Annotated in this window: 17 protein-coding genes; 5 read left to right on the top strand and 12 right to left on the bottom strand. The window is 26.4% G+C overall.

The window, feature by feature from the left end:
- Positions 1–16 precede the first annotated feature (16 nt).
- From nuoL to ndhC, 11 genes are all read right to left on the bottom strand, one after another.
- On the bottom strand, positions 17–1,855 hold the full coding sequence (gene nuoL / locus D9V60_RS00830; protein WP_158360475.1) for an NADH-quinone oxidoreductase subunit L: 1,839 nt from the start codon (positions 1,853–1,855) through the stop codon (positions 17–19).
- Positions 1,852–2,154 (bottom strand): NADH-quinone oxidoreductase subunit NuoK, encoded by a 303-nt coding sequence (gene nuoK, locus D9V60_RS00825; protein WP_158360474.1) that lies wholly within the window; start codon positions 2,152–2,154, stop codon positions 1,852–1,854. Before nuoK ends, nuoL begins: the two co-directional genes overlap by 4 nt.
- 34 nt (positions 2,155–2,188) lie before the next feature.
- Positions 2,189–2,695 (bottom strand): NADH-quinone oxidoreductase subunit J, encoded by a 507-nt coding sequence (gene nuoJ / locus D9V60_RS00820; protein ID WP_158360473.1) that lies wholly within the window; start codon positions 2,693–2,695, stop codon positions 2,189–2,191.
- An 11-nt stretch (positions 2,696–2,706) separates the two neighbouring features.
- On the bottom strand, positions 2,707–3,249 hold the full coding sequence (gene nuoI / locus D9V60_RS00815; protein ID WP_158360472.1) for an NADH-quinone oxidoreductase subunit NuoI: 543 nt from the start codon (positions 3,247–3,249) through the stop codon (positions 2,707–2,709).
- 24 nt (positions 3,250–3,273) lie between these two features.
- Complete coding sequence (nuoH, locus tag D9V60_RS00810) at positions 3,274–4,242, bottom strand: NADH-quinone oxidoreductase subunit NuoH (protein ID WP_158360471.1); 969 nt, start codon at positions 4,240–4,242, stop codon at positions 3,274–3,276.
- Positions 4,239–6,962: an NADH-quinone oxidoreductase subunit NuoG gene (gene nuoG / locus D9V60_RS00805; protein ID WP_158360470.1), complete on the bottom strand. Its 2,724-nt coding sequence runs from the start codon at positions 6,960–6,962 to the stop codon at positions 4,239–4,241. Before nuoG ends, nuoH begins: the two co-directional genes overlap by 4 nt.
- Before the next feature lie 96 nt (positions 6,963–7,058).
- A complete protein-coding gene (gene nuoF / locus D9V60_RS00800; RefSeq protein ID WP_158360469.1) occupies positions 7,059–8,354 on the bottom strand; it encodes an NADH-quinone oxidoreductase subunit NuoF in 1,296 nt (431 codons plus the stop codon).
- The gene (nuoE, locus tag D9V60_RS00795) at positions 8,351–8,830 is read right to left on the bottom strand and encodes an NADH-quinone oxidoreductase subunit NuoE (RefSeq protein WP_158360468.1); all 480 of its coding nucleotides are present in this window, start codon (positions 8,828–8,830) and stop codon (positions 8,351–8,353) included. Before nuoE ends, nuoF begins: the two co-directional genes overlap by 4 nt.
- Positions 8,831–8,861: 31 nt before the next feature.
- A complete protein-coding gene (nuoC, locus tag D9V60_RS00790) occupies positions 8,862–10,664 on the bottom strand; it encodes an NADH-quinone oxidoreductase subunit C/D (RefSeq protein WP_158360869.1) in 1,803 nt (600 codons plus the stop codon).
- Between the two features lie 91 nt (positions 10,665–10,755).
- Positions 10,756–11,430: a NuoB/complex I 20 kDa subunit family protein gene (locus D9V60_RS00785; protein ID WP_158360868.1), complete on the bottom strand. Its 675-nt coding sequence runs from the start codon at positions 11,428–11,430 to the stop codon at positions 10,756–10,758.
- 47 nt (positions 11,431–11,477) lie between these two features.
- On the bottom strand, positions 11,478–11,861 hold the full coding sequence (gene ndhC, locus D9V60_RS00780; RefSeq protein ID WP_158360467.1) for an NADH-quinone oxidoreductase subunit A: 384 nt from the start codon (positions 11,859–11,861) through the stop codon (positions 11,478–11,480).
- A 336-nt stretch (positions 11,862–12,197) separates the two neighbouring features.
- Between ndhC and dnaK the strand changes: the two genes are divergently transcribed.
- Both dnaK and dnaJ read left to right on the top strand, forming a co-directional pair.
- Positions 12,198–14,114, top strand: coding sequence for a molecular chaperone DnaK (gene dnaK / locus D9V60_RS00775; RefSeq protein WP_158360466.1), 1,917 nt, complete (start codon positions 12,198–12,200; stop codon positions 14,112–14,114).
- Between the two features lie 99 nt (positions 14,115–14,213).
- On the top strand, positions 14,214–15,350 hold the full coding sequence (gene dnaJ, locus D9V60_RS00770) for a molecular chaperone DnaJ (RefSeq protein WP_158360465.1): 1,137 nt from the start codon (positions 14,214–14,216) through the stop codon (positions 15,348–15,350).
- Between the two features lie 62 nt (positions 15,351–15,412).
- Here dnaJ and rpsT read toward each other — a convergent pair whose 3' ends face one another.
- The gene (gene rpsT / locus D9V60_RS00765; protein ID WP_158360464.1) at positions 15,413–15,676 is read right to left on the bottom strand and encodes a 30S ribosomal protein S20; all 264 of its coding nucleotides are present in this window, start codon (positions 15,674–15,676) and stop codon (positions 15,413–15,415) included.
- 172 nt (positions 15,677–15,848) lie between these two features.
- Between rpsT and ribF the strand changes: the two genes are divergently transcribed.
- From ribF to lspA, 3 genes are read left to right on the top strand one after another with little or no spacing between them, the layout of a single operon-like run.
- Positions 15,849–16,802: a bifunctional riboflavin kinase/FAD synthetase gene (gene ribF, locus D9V60_RS00760; RefSeq protein WP_158360463.1), complete on the top strand. Its 954-nt coding sequence runs from the start codon at positions 15,849–15,851 to the stop codon at positions 16,800–16,802.
- A gap of 4 nt (positions 16,803–16,806) precedes the next feature.
- A complete protein-coding gene (gene ileS, locus D9V60_RS00755) occupies positions 16,807–19,620 on the top strand; it encodes an isoleucine--tRNA ligase (RefSeq protein ID WP_158360462.1) in 2,814 nt (937 codons plus the stop codon).
- Positions 19,617–20,081: a signal peptidase II gene (gene lspA / locus D9V60_RS00750; protein WP_158360461.1), complete on the top strand. Its 465-nt coding sequence runs from the start codon at positions 19,617–19,619 to the stop codon at positions 20,079–20,081. The genes ileS and lspA overlap by 4 nt, the downstream gene beginning before the upstream one ends.
- The last annotated feature ends 9 nt before the right edge of the window (positions 20,082–20,090 follow it).

Below are 20,090 nucleotides of genomic sequence, written 5' to 3'. Positions count from 1 at the left end.
TAATACATTAAATTTTTTATAAAAGTAAAATTAATATAAAAATTAAATTAACACCTAATAGCATTGATGCTATATACCATTTTATATTTCCATTAACAGTTTTTAATAAAATTAAATTAAAAATTTTTACAATATTAACAAAAAAAGTATTAATTTTATTAAATGGATCAGAAAATAAAATTTTAGAAATATATAAATATGGTTTTATAAAGCATGAATTATACAATAAATCAAAACACCATCCATTTAATAAAAAATAATGTATAAATTTAAAAATTTTTAATTTTAATATTTTAGTAATACATTCTCTATTCTTGACCCAAAAATAATATGCAATTCCAATTCCTAAAAAAGATATAAAACTAGATATAACTTCAAATAAAAATTTTTCATTTATAGCATATTGAGATATAGGAAATACAAAAGACAGTGAAGGTATAATATAAATACCAAGAACACTAGAAAGTATTAATAAAATTAACAATGGCAGATTATGCGTCAAATTTTTTTTATATGAAAAATTATAAAAATTACACTTATTAAATAACACAAAAATCATTCTAAATGTATAAATAGATGTTAATAATGAACCAAATAACCCAAATAAAAATAAATTAATATGACCACTTGCTAAAACACTAAATAAAATATTACCTTTACTATAAAAACCAGCTGTAATTAATGGAAATGAAATTAACGATGCCCCTCCAAAAATAAAACTCATACATAAAATAGGACATGTTATATTTATTTTAGACATTTTAAATATATTTTTTTCATTTTTACAAAAAATAATTAAAGAACCAGCCGATAAAAATAACAACGCTTTAAAAATAGCATGTATAATTAAATGAGTAATAGCAGCAGACCATGCTTTTACACCTAAAGCTAAAAACATATATCCTATTTGACTCATAGTAGAATACGCAAGAATACATTTTATATTTGTCTGTACTAACGCAGAAAAACTAGAAAGTAATATTGTTAAAATACCAATGACACTTATAATATACAATATATTTGGAGCTAATAAAAACAAGCAATGTGTTCTACCTATTAAATAGACACCTGCTGTCACCATAGTTGCAGCATGAATTAAAGCTGAAACAGGAGTTGGACCTACCATTGCATCTGATAACCAAGTTTGCAATGGAAATTGTGCTGACTTACCAATTACACCAATTAATAAAAAGAATGCTATAAAGTTAATGCTCGAACTATCTATATAGTGCGATAAATAATGTGATAAAAAACTAATTTTTTGAAAATTAAATGTTCCATATTTTTGATATATTAAAAAAAATGAAATAATTAAAAATACATCTGAAATTCGTGTTAAAATAAAAGCTTTTAAAGCACATTTACTATTTTTAATGCTATTATAATAAAATCCAATTAGCAAATAAGAGCAAACACTTACACCTTCCCATCCAATATACATAAATATCAAATTATCTGCTAATACTAATAAAGACATACTTGCTATAAATAAATTAGTATAAGCAAAAAAACGAGAATATCCATCTTTATTTTTCATATACCAAATAGAAAAAATATGTATTAATAACCCAACTCCTGTAATCACTCCTAGCATGCTCAAAGACAATCCATCTAGCATTAAATTACAATCTATTCTAAATGTACTAATAGTTATCCAGCACCATAAGTTTTGAGTCCAAAATTGAACAGAATGATTAATAAAAATAATACTATAAAAAAGAGTAATCAGAAAAGAAACAAATATCGAAATAACTCCTATAATAGATATATTTATTTTAGAAAGTATTCCTTGTGTAAAAGATAAAATTAAGAAACTAATTAATGGAAACAAAATTATCAAAAAAATAATATTCATCCACTCATCTCACTTAAAACATTGATATTTAATGTTTTTTTATTTCTATATAATTGCAATATTAACGCTAATGCTATGCTAGCTTCAGAAGCAGCTAATGTAATAGCAAGTATATACATTATTTGACCATCTGATTGTTTCCAATATGTACTAACCATAACCAATGCTAATGCAGCAGCATTCATCATTATTTCTAAACTAATTAATATAAATAATACGTTACGACGAACTATAAGCGATGTTAAACCTAAAATAAATAATACTAATGATAAAAATAATCCATGAAACAAAGAGATCATTAATTGTTATCCTTACAAAATTAAAAAGTGATGATTATTTTTTTTTATTTATTTTCTTTTCGGTGCCAATATGAAAAACTACAACTAAAGCGGATAATAAAAGAAAAGAAGCAAGTTCAACTAATAATAAATAAGGTCCAAATAAACTAATACCTATAATTTTTGTATTCATTAAAAAAAATTCGATTTTTTTTTCTTGAAGAAAAAAAATAACATATGTCATTGATAAAAATAAAACTAACGTCAAAAAACTTGGTGTAATCCAAAAGATAGGATGTAAATATTTTTTTTCTTGCATATCATCTTTTTTGCCAAGATTTAACATCATAATAACAAAAACAAATAAAACTATAATTGCTCCTGCGTATATTATAACCTCGAGAGCTCCTGCAAAAAAAGCACCAATTGTAAAAAAAATACCTGATATTGATAGAATTGAAATAATTAAATATAGCAAAGAATAAATCGCATTTTTTTGAATAATTACTAAAAAAGTTGAAATTATAGCTATACAAGCACATATATAAAAAACAAAATTCATTTAATAATCTCCTATGGTAACAAAGTCTTAACACTAATAGGTGATGACTCTATATTTAGTTCACCTGTCTTCTTACCATTAATAAGTGCACCGGAAAAATTATAAAAATTATAATCGGGATACTTTCCAGGTCCAGAAATTAATAAATCTTCTTTTTCATAAACTAAATTATATCTTTTAAAATCTGACAATTCAAAATCTGAAGTTAATTGAATAGCAGCAGTAGGACAAGCTTCTTCACATAAACCACAAAAAATACAACGCGAAAAATTAACTCTAAAAAATTTAGGATACCAACGACCACCTATTTTTTCGGATTTTTGTAACGAAATACAATCAACCGGGCATACTACTGCGCATAAATTACATGCAACACAACGCTCATCTCCATTTAAATTTCTTGTTAATATAATACGACCACGATATCTAGGTGGTAAATAAACTTTTTCTTCAGGGTATAACTTAGTTTCAGATTTTGAAAATATATTTATAAAAATCATCCAAATACTTCTTATTTGTACAAAAAATCCAATAATGATTTTTTTAAATTTCATAAATAAAATCTCTTTTAATAAAGTTTAGATTAATATAAAAAAAGCTGTTATCAGTAAATTTAACAAAGTCATAGGTAAACATATTTTCCATCCAAAAGATAATATCTGATCATATCTAGGTCTTGGTAAAGATGCTCGAATTAAAATAAATAAAACAATAAAAAACATCATTTTTAAGAAAAACCAAAAAAAACTAGGTTCTCCAAAACCAAAATAACCACCAAAAAAAATCACTGTTATTAATGATGAAATTGTAACAATTGAAATATATTCTCCAATAAAAAATAATCCAAATTTCATACCAGAATATTCAATATGATAACCATCAGCTAATTCTTGCTCAGACTCGGGTTGATCAAAAGGATGTCTATGACAAACAGCTAATCCAGCTATAAAAAAAGATAAAAAACCAAAAAATTGAGGTATAACATTCCAAATTTCTTTTTGATTATTTATAATATCAATTATTGAGAATGATCCTGCTTTAGCAACTACTCCCATTAATGATAAACCTAAAAAGACTTCATAACTTAAAGTCTGAGCAGAAGCTCTAATCGCTCCTAACAGAGCATATTTATTGTTACTAGACCAGCCGGCAAATAATATCGCATAAACAGATAAACCAGCCATCATTAAAAAAAATAAAATTCCTATATTTAATTTAATTATTGGATGATTTGGAATAAATGGAATTATTGGAATTACAAATAACAAAGAAATAAAAGATATAATCGGAGATAAAACGAAAATAAATTTTTTACTAAATTTTGGAATCCAATCTTCCTTAAATAAAATTTTAATCATGTCTGCACATAATTGTAAACTACCAAAATAACCAACTCGATTGGGACCATGTCTATTTTGAAAAAATGCCAATAGTCGACGCTCAAAAATACTTAACATTGCTGAAAAAAATACAACTAAAATAACAACTAATATTACTTTAAAAAATCCTAAAAACATTTCCAATATATCTATTCCAAAATATTTCATTTAACGAATTCTCTTATATATTTGATTTCTTTTCCAACTAGAGCAATAGGAAAACCTTTTCTTCCTATAGGAAGCCCAATTTGTTTTCTATTCAAATTCTTAGATAATTTTATATTAAAACGAAAATTTTTATTTAAACAATCAAACTCTATTATAGAATCTTTTTTTAAGCCCATTTCCAATGCCTCTAACCTATTTATTAAAACATATGGTATAACTATATTATCTTGAATAATAGATGAATATTGTGTTAATTCCTCATTTCCAAAAATATGGTAATACGGAATTATATACCAATATTTTTTTTTGATATTACTTTTAAAATTTAGATAAATATCTTTAATTTTTTTATTATCTTTAAATAAATGAACACCTGAATCTCCAGCTATTAATTCTTTACCCACTTCAATTTGAAATTTGTTCCATGCTTGTGGTGAATTCCATCCAGGAAACCAAGCAAATGGAATATATGAAAAATTTTTATTCGGCTGATTAAAACCTTCCATAGAAAAAGAAAACATAGTATTAATATCTTTAGGTTGAGAATTTTCATGAATATTTACATGAGATCGTACAGCAGTTCGACCGCTATAACGATTAGGAGAACGAGCTATTTTTAGATTATTAATTCGAAAATTAGCATTTGGTAAAAATTTTTTTATCTTTTTAAAAATAGGATACTTATTACTATATGCATAAATCACATCGTCTAAATTAAACCAAGATATTTCTTTGTTTAAAAATTTACATTTAATTAAATGTAACCATTTCCAACTTTCATAAAGACAATTTTTATTATCTATAAAAAGTGGATCATAAACTTGAAAAAAACGTTGTGCTCTACCTTCAAAATTAATTACTGTACCAGAACTTTCTGAAAAGTTAACACAAGGAAAAGCAAGTGTAGAATTTTTATAAGTTTCGGTATATTGGTGGTCTATTGACAAAATATTATTTTTGTTTTTCAAAAGAATATCACAATCACATTTAGCAAGATAACGATATAAATCGTATTCCATAAATATGATAGCATCTGCTTGTTTTTTAATTAATCGTTGAAATACTTCATCTATAGATATTCCACCTATTAATCCCAGTCCTAATGTATTTGAGGAGGATGTTAAAAAAGTCAAAGCAACATGATTAATCTTTTTCTTTTTAATAGATATAGCAATATTGATAGATGTCTTGATAATTGATGTGCTAAATGAATTCATACCAGAAATAATTAAAGCTTTTTTTGCTTGAAGCAATTTTTTTGAGATAATAGCAGCTTTTTCAAGTAAAAAGGGACTTAAGTTTTCAACTGCTGGCAACGTAGCATCTAAATTATGCGCAATTGCAGCACCGAACTTTGCTTGATCATCAGTTGATGCGAAATAAGACCAATCAGATATATCATCTAATTTAGTTTCATGTGTATGAGTAATATATAAAGTATTTTTATAATTTTCTGAAATATTAGATACAACTGTAGCATTCCATCGAGGTATTTTATTTAATTCAGCTATATCTTTAGCTTTATTTTTCACAGCTTGACGTACTGCTAATGAAACACGAGGTGATGTTTGAGTTAAATCTTCTCCTAAAACTAAAATAACGTCATAATCTTCAATTTCTTTTAAAGATGGAATATACAAATCATTATTTTTAAAAATATTTAAAATTAATTTTAAACAAGATTCTTCCTTAACAGACATTCCATGAGAAAAATTATTTGACCCTACTAACTCTTGTAATGCAAAATTATTTTCTATACTAGTACGTGTAGAACCAACACCAATTATATTTTTATAACGTTGAAAAAAATTTGCTCCTTCTTTTACTGCTTCATTTAAACTTAATATTTTTAAATTACCATTAAACATATAAGTAGGATTTTTAGGACGTTTTTTTAAACAATTATGTGTATATCCAAAACGTCCTAGATCGCAAATAAAATAATGATTAATATTTTGATGGTACCTATTTTCTATACGACGTATTTCACCATTCCGTTCTCCTACACTAATATTACAACCTACACTACAACTTTGACATATACTAGGTGCATATTGCATATCCCATTTTCTATTATATTTTTCAGAATGTGTTTTATCAGTAAAAACACCGGTGGGACATATTTCAATTAAGTTACCTGAATGCTCATTTTCTAAAGCTCCATCTTCTATTCGACCAAAATAAATATTATTATTAGAACCGTAAACATTTAAATCATTACCATCTGCATAATCTTTATAATATCGAACACAACGATAACATGTAATACAACGATTCATTTCATGTTTAATAAAAGAACCTAAATATTGATTTTCATGTGTTCTTTTTAAAAATCTATAACTACGAATATGATGTTTATTCATAACTGTCATATCTTGTAAATGACAATTACCACCTTCTTCACATACAGGACAGTCATGCGGATGATTTGTTAACAACAACTCTACTATACTTCTTCTAAATGTTTCTGAGGCATTATCATTAGTTGATATAATAGCTCCATCTGTTATAGGTGTCATACAAGACATAATAAGTCGTCCTTGCGAATCTGAAAAACTATTATACTGTGTTACAGCACATTGCCTACAAGCTCCTATACTACCTAACTTAGGATGCCAACAAAAATAAGGAATATCTAATCCAATTGAAAGACATATCTGCAGTAAGTTATCAGATGTATTTACATAATATTTTTTATTATTTATATAAATTTTAGACATAGCATAAAATTCCAAAATTTTTTTAGGAATAAATTTATATTTAAAATTAAACTCTTAAATTAAATTTATTAGATTTAATCCTAGTAATATTTTTGTTTAAATTTGATATTTTATATTAATTCCATTTTCAAATTCTGAACGAAAATATTTGATAGCACTTTGTAATGGTTCAATTGCTCCAGGTGCATGAGCACAAAACGTTTTTCCAGGTCCTAGTAAAACACATAATTGTTCTAAAATTTTTATATCATCGTTTCGACCTTCTTTATATTTTAAACTATGTAATATCTTTACAATCCAAGGTAACCCGTCTCTACAAGGTGTACATAAACCACATGATTCACGAGCAAAAAATTTTTCTATATTATATACAAGTGATACCATATTAACTTTATTATCAACAGCCATAGCAAGTGCAGTTCCTAAACGACTACCTGCTTTTGAAATAGTAGTAAAATCCATAGATAAATCTAAGTGTTTATGAGTAAGAAAATCAGTACCTGCGCCTCCTGGTTGCCATGCTTTTAAAGATAAACCTGATTTCATTCCAAGCGCGTAATCTTCTAAGATTTCACGTGCAGTTATACCAAATGGCAATTCCCAAACACCAGGATTGTTTACTTTTCCTGAAAAACCCATTAATTTTGTACCAGCATCAGAACTTTTAGACAATTTTTTATACCAATTAGAACCATGTAATATAATAGATGGAACATTAGACAAAGTCTCAACATTATTAACGCAAGTAGGTTTTCCCCATAACCCAAAAGTTGCAGGAAAAGGAGGTTTGAATCTAGGGTTTGCTCTTCGACCTTCTAATGAATTAATCAATGCTGTTTCTTCGCCGCAAATATAACGACCAGCTCCAGTGTGTAAAAATAAATCAAAGTTAAATCCGCTATTTAAAATATTCTGTCCAATATAACCAAAATTTATTGCCTCTTGTATAGCTTGTTTTAAAATATGTTCTCCTTTAATATATTCTCCTCGTAAAAAAATATAACCACGAGTCGCTTTTATTGCAAAAGCTGATAATAATATTCCTTCAATTAATTGATGAGGAAGTTGCTCTATTAATAACCGATCTTTATAAGTACCTGGTTCCATCTCATCTGCGTTACATAATAAATAACGATGTTCTTCACCATCAATATTATCTGGCATTAAACTCCACTTTAAACCTGTAGAAAAACCTGCTCCTCCTCTTCCTTTTAAACCTGATTCCTTGACTAAATTAATAACATCTTTTGAAGTTATTTGGTGTATTGCTTTTTTAAAAGCAGCGTAACCATTTTTGCTAGAATATTCTTCCATCCAAACAGTTTTTTTATCATTGCGCATCCTCCATGTTAATGGATGAGTTTCTTCCATACGAATAATTTTGTTATTCATTTATATGATTCCAGTAAATGTGGTATAGATTCTGGAGTTAATTTAGAATGAAGATCTTCATTGATCATTATAGTTGGGCTTTTATCACAATTTCCTAAACAACAAATAGGTAGTAACGTAAATCTTTTATCTAAAGTAGTTTGACCTGTTTTAATGGATAAATGTTTTTCCAATGCCTTTTTAATTTTTTGATAACCTGTTAAATAACAAACCACACTATCACAATAACGAATTATATTTCGTCCTACAGGTTGACGATAAATTTGACTATAAAAAGTCGCTATACCTTCTATATCACTTAAACTAATATTAAGTATTTTAGAAATCTCAATAATAGCTTGATCAGAAACCCATCCACGTTGCTTTTGAACAATTTTCAAGGCTTCTATTACGATTGCTCTATAATTTTCATAATATTTTTTTTGATTTTCTATTTCATTAATTTCGAAGGAACTTAATGTAAATTTTGTACAAATTTCTCTTAATTTTCTTTTTTTTTATTCATGATTATCTATCCACGTCTGACATAACAAAATCTATACTTCCTAAGTATACAATTAAATCTGATATTAAACTTCCACGAATTACTGAAGGTATTTGTTGTAAGTGTGGAAAACTAGGTGTTCGTATTCTTGTTCTATAACTCATGGTTCCACCATCGCTAATTAAATAATAACTATTAATTCCTTTAGTTGCTTCAATCATTTGAAAGCTTTCATTCGCTGGAATAACAAGACCCCAGGATACTTGTAAAAAATGAGTAATCATACTATCAATATCTTTTAAAACATTTTCTTTAAGAGGCGGCGTAGTTAATGGATGATCCGCTTTAAAAGGACCTTCTGGCATATTATTTAAGCATTGCTTTAAAATTAAAAGACTTTGATAAATTTCTTCTACTTTTATCATTACTCTAGAATAACAATCACTGATCCCATTGCCAACAGGAACTTCAAAAGTATAGTTTTGATATCCAGAATAAGGTCTCCATTTTCTTACATCAAAATCTAAACCAGTAGCACGCAAACCAGCACCTGTGACACCCCACTTTAAAGCTTCTTGTTGAGAGTATTTAGCAATACCTTTAGATCGGTTAATTAAAATAGTATTTTTTAAAGCTACATTTGTATAATATTTTAATCTTTTTGGCATCCATTCAAGAAAATTTTTTAACAAAATATTCCATCCTTTTGGAAGATCATGAGCTACACCTCCAATACGAAACCAAGCAGGATGCATTCTTGCTCCAGTGATCGCCTCAATTAAATCGTAAATTTTTTGACGATCTGTAAAAGCAAAAAAAACAGGCGTCATACATCCTACATCTTGAATAAAAGTTGAAATATATAATAAATGACTATTAATTCGAAATAATTCTGATAACATTACTCGAATAACCTCTACTTTTTCTGGAACAGAGATATTAGCTAATTTTTCTACTGCTAATACATAAGGCATTTCATTAACGCAACCACCTAAGTATTCAATTCGATCTGTATATGGGATATAACTATGCCATGATTGACGTTCTGCCATTTTTTCTGCTCCTCGATGGTGATACCCTATATCAGGAACACAATCAATAATGTTCTCACCATCTAATTGTAAAACAATTCTAAAAGCACCATGAGCAGAAGGATGATTTGGACCTAAATTTAGAAACATAAAATCTACATTATCATTTTTTCTTTGCATTCCCCATAATTCAGGTTTAAATTTTAAACTTTCCATTTCTAAGTCTTCTTTTTCTTCATTTAAGAAAAAAGCTTTAAACTCAGTAGCTCTAGCTGGAAAATCTTTTCTTAATGGATGTCCTTCCCATGTATTTGGCATAATAATACGATTTAAATTCGAATGATTTTTAAAAACAATACCAAACATTTCCCATGTTTCTCGTTCATACCAATTTGCATTGGGAAAGAAATTAGTACATGTAGACACAATTAAATCATCTTCTAATAAAGGGACTTTTATCATAAAATCAATATTATATTTAATAGATATTAAATGATAAAAAACTGAAAAATCAGCTAGAGGAAGATTTTCTCGATGCAATCGAAAACGCTCGTCAACACCATGTAAATCAAAAAGCATATTGTAAGAATAAGATGAATTAAATAAAAATTTAATAACTTGTAATAAAATATTTTTATTTAACCAAATTACTGGGAAATCTATTTTAGTTTTTTGAATAGTACAAAAATCTTTGCCAAATTTGTTAAACAATTTTTTAAAAACTAAATCATTTAAATTATTTTTATCTATATTTTCACTTAAAACATTACTTTTACTTATAATTTCATCTATCATGGATTTCTCGTTATGATTGATTTTAAAAGCTTGAATATTTTTCAAATGATTATCATTTTTAAATAAAATATTATTTTCATACTCAAAAAGATTAAATTTTTTCTGTTGTTGGAAGATTAATAATAGAGATTCTTTTATTTCTTTTTTTTTCTTTTTCTGATAATATTTTTTTTCGATATATTCCTTGTTCTCCAACTATCCAAGATAATGGTCTTCTTTCTTCATGAATTGAATTTTGAAGTAATTGTAACGCATGTATATACGCTTCTGGTCTAGGTGGACAACCAGGAATATAAACATCTACTGGCAAAAATTTATCTACCCCTTGAACAACAGAGTAAATATCATACATTCCACCAGAATTAGCACATGCACCCATAGAAATAACCCATTTAGGTTCCAGCATTTGATCATATAATCTTTGAATAATAGGAGCCATTTTAATGAATGGTGTACCTGCAATCACCATTACATCAGCTTGCCTTGGAGAAGCTCTTAAAACTTCAGAACCAAAACGAGCTACATCATGCACAGAAGTAAATGCAGTAACCATTTCTACGTAACAACAAGACAATCCAAAATTATAAGGCCAAAGAGAATTTTTTCGCCCCCAGTTAACTAATTTATGAAGAAGTTGGTGCAGTTTTCCTATGAAAATATTTTTTTTTAAATAACTTTCTACAGGATCTACAACAAGCTTGGTGACTTCTTTTGGATATTTTTTATTAGAATTTTTTGTTTCTGCTCGAGTTAAAGTGTAATTCATTTTATATTTCATTAAATTATATCCTAAAAATAATGAATTTAAATATTTTATTTATTTACCCATTTCAATGCTTGAATACGAATTAAATAAAATAATGATAATAATAAAAATAAGATAAAGATAAAAGCTTCAAGAAACCCTGTCCAACCAGTTTCTATTATACTAACAGACCATATATATAGATAAAGAGCTTCTACATCAAATATAACAAAAAACATTGCTACTAAATAAAATTTAACAGAAAAATGCAAACAAGTATCTCCAACTGGAGCAATACCTGACTCAAACGGTGTATGTTTATATCTTGATGATGATTTACCTCCTAAAACTGAACTTGTAAATAACATAAAAAAACAAAAAATTAAAGAAAAGGTAATAAAACATAAAAAAGATAAGCATTCACTAACATCAAATGTATTTAATACCGACATAAGGGAGCCTCAAAACTATTTTAAACAAATAAACAAATAAATATTAAAAATATTTTATAATTTTATTTTTTTAAATGAATAAAAAATTTAATATACATCAAAAATATAAAATAATAAATTATGTTTCATATCTAAAGTTATATTCTATTTAAAAACAAATTTAAAAATTCATTTTTTTTAGACTTAGACCTTGATGACTAAAAAAACGACCCCATCTAATAATCACAACACTGATAGATAATTACAAAAATACAATCCTATGTCGCTAATAAAAGCCAAAAAAATGGCTGCATAAGGGTTGAAAAAACCCAATTTTTCAAATATAGGAGAAATAAAATGGGTAAAATTATTGGTATCGATTTAGGAACAACCAACTCTTGTGTTGCCATTATGGATGGCAATAAACCTCGTGTTTTAGAGAATGCAGAAGGAGATCGCACTACACCTTCAATCATTGCATATACTCAAGAAGGTGAAGTTTTAGTAGGCCAACCTGCTAAACGTCAAGCTATTACAAATCCAAAAAATACTTTATTTGCTATAAAACGTTTAATCGGTAGAAAATTTAAAGATGAAGAAGTTCAACGTGATATAAAAATTATGCCATATAATATAATCAATTCTGAAAATGGAGATGCTTGGATTGATGTAAAAAGAAAAAAAATGGCTCCTCCTCAAATTTCTGCAGAAGTTTTAAAAAAAATGAAAAAAACTGCAGAAGATTATTTAGGAGAATCAATAAAAGAAGCTGTTATTACAGTTCCTGCTTATTTTAACGATGCCCAAAGACAAGCAACTAAAGATGCAGGTAGAATAGCAGGTTTAGAAGTAAAAAGAATTATTAACGAACCAACAGCTGCAGCACTTGCATATGGTTTAGATAAAGGAGAAGGTAATCGAACTATAGCTGTTTACGATTTAGGAGGGGGAACTTTTGATATATCAATCATTGAAATAGATGATGTAGACAAAGAAAAAACATTTGAAGTGCTTGCTACAAATGGTGATACTCATCTTGGAGGAGAAGATTTTGATAGCAGATTAATTAATTATTTAGTAAATGAATTTAAAAAAGAACAAGGTATTGACTTACGCAATGATTCATTAGCGATGCAAAGACTAAAAGAATCAGCTGAAAAAGCTAAAATTGAACTATCATCAGCACAACAAACAGATGTAAATTTACCATATATTACAGCAGATTCGAATGGTCCAAAACATTTAAATATTAAAGTTACTCGTTCAAAATTAGAGTCTTTAGTTGAAGATTTGGTATTACGATCAATTGAACCACTGAAAGTAGCACTAAAAGATGCAGGATTATCAATTTCAGATATTAATGATGTAATATTAGTAGGTGGTCAAACAAGAATGCCTATGGTTCAGTCTAAAGTAGCAGATTTCTTTGGAAAAGAACCTAGAAAGGATGTAAATCCAGATGAAGCAGTTGCAGTTGGAGCTGCAGTTCAAGGAGGCGTACTTTCAGGTGATGTTAAAGATGTTTTATTACTTGATGTAACTCCATTATCGTTAGGAATTGAAACGATGGGTGGTATCATGACCACACTTATTAGTAAAAATACTACAATTCCTACTAAACATAGTCAAGTTTTTTCAACAGCAGAAGATAACCAGTCAGCAGTAACAATACATATATTACAAGGTGAAAGAAAAAGATCAATAGATAACAAGTCTTTAGGGCAATTTAATTTAGATGGAATCGAACCTGCACCTAGAGGAACAGCTCAAATTGAAGTAACATTTGATATTGATTCCGATGGAATTTTACATGTTTCAGCAAAAGATAAGAAAACTGGAAAAGAACAAAAAATTACAATTAAAGCTTCGTCTGGACTAAATGAATCAGAAATTAAAAAAATGATAAATGATGCCGAAGCAAATTCTGAAGCAGATCGTAAATTTGAAGAATTAATTCAAATACGTAATCAAGGTGATCAATTAATTCATAGTACAAAGAAACAACTAGATGAAAATAAAGAAAAAATTGAAATTCAAGATCAAGAACAAATAAAATCAGCTTTAAATGATTTAGAACAATCATTAAAAGGAGAGAATAAGTCTGAAATTGAAAAAAATATACAAAATCTTTTAAAAATTTCATCTAAACTAACAGAAGTTCATCATAAAACAACAGAAAATAATTCAAAAAATGAAAATAAATCCTCTACATCAAAAACAGATGAAAATGTTGTAGATGCAGAATTTGAAGAAATAAAGGATCCTAAAAAATAATTATTCAATTAAAAAATAGTTATAATAATCTAAAAAAATAGCACGGGCGTAGAAAAAATCTACGCCCGTGTAATTATTTTAAAAGTAGGAAGAGTAATAATGATAAAAAAAGATTACTATCAAATTTTAGGAGTTTCAAAATCAGCTGAAGAACGCGAGATTAAAAAAGCTTATAAAAGACTAGCAATGAAATATCATCCTGATAGAAATCAAGGTGACAAAAATGCTGAAAATACATTTAAAGAAATAAAAGAAGCTTATGAAGTTTTAATAAATGAAGACAAACGAAATGCATATGATCAATATGGGCATGCAGCTTTTGAAAATGGTCATAATCAAAATACTACTTACAGTACTTTTACTAGCTCTGCAGATTTTAGTGATATTTTTGGAGATGTTTTTGGTGATATTTTTGGAGGTAATAGAAGCCAAAGAGTAAAAAAAGGTGCTGATTTATGTTATAACATGGAAATTTCTTTAGAAGAAGCAGTGAAAGGAACAATAAAAGAAATACGAATCCCAACATTTCAAAAATGTCAAATTTGTTATGGAACTGGAGCTAAAAAGGGTACTAAACCTCGTAATTGTTCTACTTGTCAAGGTAGAGGTCAAATACATATAAGAAAAGGATTTTTTACAGTTCAACAATCTTGTCCTACATGTAATGAAAAAGGAACTGTGATTAAAGACCCATGCCGTGCTTGTCACGGTCAAGGAAGAATTAAAACTAGTAAAATATTATCAGTAAAAATTCCGCCTGGTGTTGACACCAATGATCGCATTCGACTAAATAACGAAGGAGAAGCTGGAACAAATGGTGCGCCATCAGGAGATCTTTATGTTCAAATAAAAGTAAATACACATCCTATCTTTCAACGCGAAGAAAATAATCTTTATTGCGAAGTTCCAATAAATTTTACCATGGCTGCGTTAGGAGGAGAAATTGAAGTTCCTACACTAGATGGTCGAGTTAAATTAAAAATACCACCTGAAACACAATCAGGAAAACTATTTCGTATTCGAGGAAGAGGTGTAAAATCTGTACAAAATAGAAATCAAGGTGACTTATTATGCCGAGTAGTAGTAGAAACACCAGTTAATCTTAATGAACAACAAAAATACCTTTTAAATGAATTAGAAAAAAGTTTTAATGAATTTAGAGGGGAAAAAAATACACCTCGTTCAAAAAGATTTTTCGATGGAGTAAAAAGATTTTTTGATGATTTGACCAAATAGAATCTTATAAAGTATTGCTTCTTAAAAAAATTAGAGGCAATACTATTATAATAAATCTAATTTTAATTTAATTTTTTAATTTGTAATGATAAAATAGATTTATGTCGTGATGCTTTGTTTTTATGTATTAAACCCTTAGTTGAATATTTGTCAATAACAGATTGCATAGTTTTAAAAGCATTTTCTGCTTTTTTTTTATCTCCAGAAAAAATAGCTAATCGAACTTTTTTTATAAAAGTGCGAATTTTTGAACGTTGGCTCATATTGTTTTTACGACGCTGTTCTGATGCTATAGAATCTTTTTTAGATGATTTTATATTCGCCAATTTTAACTCCTAAATATTAAAATTATATTAATAATTAAATATGATACAAGAAATAATAAAAATTATTAACAATATAATAAATTATTAAAAATTATTTAACAATTATTATAAAATATAAATTCTATAATAAATTTTATGATATATTAATTAATTTAATTAGGTTAATTCAGTCATGAGAATTATACGAGGTATTCATAACTTAAAAAAAATAAATTCTAATTCAGTTATCAGTATTGGAAACTTTGATGGAGTGCATTTAGGCCATAAAAAATTACTTTCTACAGTCTATAAAATAGGTAAAGAAAATAATTTACTAACAATAATAATTTTATTTGAACCGCAACCATTAGAATTTTTTAATACTCAAAACCCTCCTAAAAGAATTACAAAATTTCGTGAAAAAATAAAATACATTCAATTATATAAAATTGATATAGTTTTATGTATTCAATTTAACAAATTTTTTTCAAATCTTAGTGCAGAAAAATTTATTATACAAATCTTAATTAACAAATTAAACATAAAATTTATTGTAGTTGGACAAGATTTTAGATTTGGTTCTAAAAGAAACGGAGATATTGAACTTTTAAAAAAGAATAGTGAAAAATATAAATTTAATGTTATTTCAGTTAAATCATTATATAAAAATAATATTAAAATTAGCAGTACTAATATTAGAAAATATTTATTAGAAAATAACATTAAATTAGCTCAAATATTACTTGGTAGACCATTTAGTATTTTTGGTCGTGTTATTTATGGTAATCAAATAGGAAGAACACTAGGTTATCCAACTGCTAATATAAAATTACATAATAATATTCCAATCACTAATGGTGTATATGCAGTGAAAATACATTATAAAAAAAAATATTTAGGCATATGCAATATAGGAGTGAAACCTAGTTATATTTCTATACCAAAAAACAAAATTCTTGAAGTTCATATATTTGATGTAAATATTAATTTATATAATAAAAAAATAGAAGTTTTACTATACAAAAAAATAAGAAACGAATGTTTTTTTTCATCGGCACAACAATTAAAAGAACAGATTTCCGAAGATATTAAAATTGTTAAAAAATATTTTAATATTTCTGATTATGAAATTAAAAATAAAAGATAAAATTATGCATGATTATAAAAAAACTTTAAACTTACCTAAAACAAAATTTTCTATGCGAGCTAATTTAACTCAAAAAGAACCTCAAATCTTAAAAAATTGGTATGAAAATAATCTTTATCAAATAATTAGAAAAAATAAAGAAAACAAAAAAATTTTTTTTCTACATGATGGACCTCCGTATGCAAATGGAAACATTCATATTGGACATGCAGTTAATAAAATTTTAAAAGACATAATAATTAAATCTAAAAATTTATCTGGTTTTGATGCTCCATATATACCTTCATGGGACTGTCATGGGTTACCTATTGAACAAAAAGTTGAAGAAAAATTAGGAGTGTACAAAAAAACAATAAATACTTCAAAATTTCAAGAAAAATGTAGAAAGTATGCAGAAAATCAAGTAAAAAAACAAAAAAAAGACTTTATTAGATTAGGAGTAATTGGAGATTGGGAAAATGCTCATCTTACAATGAATTATAAAAATGAAGCAAATATAATAAAAACACTTTCTAAAATTATTGAAAAAAAACACTTGTATAGAGATTTTAAACCTATACATTGGTGTTTAAAATGCGAATCTTCTTTATCTGATGCAGAAATTGAATATTTTGATAAAAAATCAGATGCAATTTTTGTTGCAATTAAAAGTAATGATAAAAATTTAAAAAAAATATTCAATACTTACATGTTAAATAATAAAGAAACATATTTACCTATCTGGACGACTACTCCGTGGACACTTCCATCAAGTCAAGCGATCGCAGTACATCCAGACTTTAAATATGATTTAATTGAAACTGAAAAATATAATTTAATTCTAGCTAAAGAACTTTCAAAAAACACACTTAATAGTTTAAAAATAAAAAATTGGAAATATTTAATTTCAATTGATGGAAAAAAATTAGAGGGAATAAAATTTTTACATCCGTTTTTAAAAAATATTTTATTACCTGTAATATTAGGCGAACATGTTAATATTGAAACAGGTACAGGGGCAGTTCATACTTCCCCGGATCACGGGCAAGAAGATTATACTGTGTGTCAAAAATATGATATAAACCCAATAAATTTAATCAATTATAAAGGTGATTTTAAAAAAAATATACATCCAAAATTAGACGGAATTAACATTTATAAAGCTAACGAAATAATTATAAAATTATTAATTGATCATCATTGTTTATTACGTCATGAATCTTTAGATCATAGTTACCCACATTGTTGGAGGCATAAAACCCCTATTATATTTCGAGCTACTCCGCAATGGTTTATTGATGTTAATAAAAATAATTTTCGTTTTAATACTATTAAAGAAGTTCAAAAAGTTTTATGGATCCCTAAATGGGGAGAATATAGAATAAAGGAAATGATACAAAAAAGACCTGATTGGTGTATCTCAAGACAAAGAAAATGGGGTGTTCCAATGTGTATTTTTATACACAAAAAAACAGGTGAAATACACCCTAAAAACTCTTTAATAATGAAAAATATTATTAAAAAAGTAGAATTAGAAGGAATCAAAGCATGGTGGAATATTAATTTAAAAGAAATATTAGGTGAAGAATATAATCTATATGAACAAGTTTTTGATATATTAGATGTTTGGTTTGAATCAGGAAATACTCACACTTCAATACAATATAAAAACAAAAAAAACAAAAAAAATTATGCAGATATGTTTTTAGAAGGCTCAGATCAACATAGAGGTTGGTTTATGTCATCATTGATGATATCAATGTTAATTAATAAAAAAGCGCCTTATTCTGAAGTATTAACACATGGATTTGTAGTTGATGGAAAAGGACAAAAAATGTCTAAATCTATAGGAAATACTATAAGTCCTAACGATATAATCAATACATTAGGAGCGGATGTTTTAAGACTTTGGGTAGCTTCTTCAAATTATTCTAATGATATTTCTATTTCTAATGAAATTTTAAAACGAACATCAGACATTTATCGAAGAATAAGAAATACAGCTCGTTTTATGCTGGCTAATATAAACGATTTTCACCCAAACGAAAATATTGTTCCTAAAGAAAAAATGATTCGTTTAGATCAGTGGGCTGTATCTCATACAAAAATAGTACAAGAAGAAATAATTAGACTTTATAATAAATACAATTTTCATGAAGTAATAAAAAAGTTAATGCATTTTTGTTCTGTTGAAATGAGCTCTTTTTACCTTGATATTATCAAAGATAGACAATATACTTTACAAAAAAACAGTTTAGAAAGAAGAAGTTGTCAAACAGCAATATATTATATAATACATGCACTAGTTAGATGGATATCTCCGATATTATCATTCACTGCTAATGAAATATGGAATTATTTACCTGGAAAAAATTCAGACTATGTATTTACAGAAGAATGGTCTAATGAATTATTTGCATTAAATATTAACACTACGTGTAATCATCAATTTTGGAATGAATTAATAATCATTAAAAATGAAATAAATAAATTTATAGAAGAAGAAATAAAAAATAAAAACATAAATAATTCATTAGAAATCTCTATGACATTATATGTAACACCTGAAGTAAAAGAAAAATTAAATATTTTAGGAAATGAATTAAAATTTATATTTTTAACATCTCATGTTTTAGTAAAAAGTTATGAAACAGCACCAATAAATGCAAAAAAAAGTTTTTTATTACCTAAATTTAAAATTTTGTTAAAAAAAAGCAATGAAAAAAAATGTCAAAGATGTTGGCATTATAATATTCCTATTATTCATAATAATAATGAAATTTGTATGCGTTGCATTTCTAACACTCGAGGCGATGGTGAAAAACGAATTTTTATATGAAAAAAATATATAAAAAATATATTTCAATCATAATAGTTATCTTAATAATAGATATTTTTTCTAAATATTGGATTTTTAATCATTTAGATTTATATGAAATAAAAAAAATTTTATCTGTGCTCAATTTCTTTCATGTACATAATTATGGTGTAGCTTTTAGCGCTTTTTCAAGTAAAACATTATGGAATAGATTTTTTTTATCAACATTAAGCATAATTATTATATTATTAATATTTAAAGAAATTTTGAAATCAAAAAAAAAACATAAAAAATTAGCTTTATGTTTTATTATCGCAGGAGCTATAGGAAATTTAACAGATCGTATTTATTATGGGTTTGTTATAGACTTTATTGATATGCATATTAATAACTGGCATTTTGCAACATTTAATGTATCCGATTGTAGTATTTTTATTGGAATAGTTATATATATAAAAAATAAATATAAAGTGAATAAATAAATCTATTAT

It is taken from the genome of Buchnera aphidicola (Aphis craccivora), assembly GCF_005082145.1.
Classification (GTDB): Bacteria; Pseudomonadota; Gammaproteobacteria; order Enterobacterales; family Enterobacteriaceae; genus Buchnera; species Buchnera aphidicola_U.
The sequence above is the reverse complement of the archived record's forward strand: the minus strand, read 5'-3'. Positions and strand labels throughout refer to the sequence as shown.

What these genes read in the sequence shown, in the direction of transcription:
- nuoL (WP_158360475.1), bottom strand. Translation starts at nt 1,855, where the DNA reads ATGAATATTATTTTTTTGATAATTTTGTTTCCATTAATTAGTTTCTTA.
- nuoK (WP_158360474.1), bottom strand. Translation starts at nt 2,154, where the DNA reads ATGATCTCTTTGTTTCATGGATTATTTTTATCATTAGTATTATTTATT.
- nuoJ (WP_158360473.1), bottom strand. Translation starts at nt 2,695, where the DNA reads ATGAATTTTGTTTTTTATATATGTGCTTGTATAGCTATAATTTCAACT.
- nuoI (WP_158360472.1), bottom strand. Translation starts at nt 3,249, where the DNA reads ATGAAATTTAAAAAAATCATTATTGGATTTTTTGTACAAATAAGAAGT.
- nuoH (WP_158360471.1), bottom strand. Translation starts at nt 4,242, where the DNA reads ATGAAATATTTTGGAATAGATATATTGGAAATGTTTTTAGGATTTTTT.
- nuoG (WP_158360470.1), bottom strand. Translation starts at nt 6,962, where the DNA reads ATGTCTAAAATTTATATAAATAATAAAAAATATTATGTAAATACATCT.
- nuoF (WP_158360469.1), bottom strand. Translation starts at nt 8,354, where the DNA reads ATGAATAACAAAATTATTCGTATGGAAGAAACTCATCCATTAACATGG.
- nuoC (WP_158360869.1), bottom strand. Translation starts at nt 10,664, where the DNA reads ATGATAGATGAAATTATAAGTAAAAGTAATGTTTTAAGTGAAAATATA.
- D9V60_RS00785 (WP_158360868.1), bottom strand. Translation starts at nt 11,430, where the DNA reads ATGAATTACACTTTAACTCGAGCAGAAACAAAAAATTCTAATAAAAAA.
- ndhC (WP_158360467.1), bottom strand. Translation starts at nt 11,861, where the DNA reads ATGTCGGTATTAAATACATTTGATGTTAGTGAATGCTTATCTTTTTTA.
- dnaK (WP_158360466.1), top strand. Translation starts at nt 12,198, where the DNA reads ATGGGTAAAATTATTGGTATCGATTTAGGAACAACCAACTCTTGTGTT.
- dnaJ (WP_158360465.1), top strand. Translation starts at nt 14,214, where the DNA reads ATGATAAAAAAAGATTACTATCAAATTTTAGGAGTTTCAAAATCAGCT.
- ribF (WP_158360463.1), top strand. Translation starts at nt 15,849, where the DNA reads ATGAGAATTATACGAGGTATTCATAACTTAAAAAAAATAAATTCTAAT.
- ileS (WP_158360462.1), top strand. Translation starts at nt 16,807, where the DNA reads ATGCATGATTATAAAAAAACTTTAAACTTACCTAAAACAAAATTTTCT.
- lspA (WP_158360461.1), top strand. Translation starts at nt 19,617, where the DNA reads ATGAAAAAAATATATAAAAAATATATTTCAATCATAATAGTTATCTTA.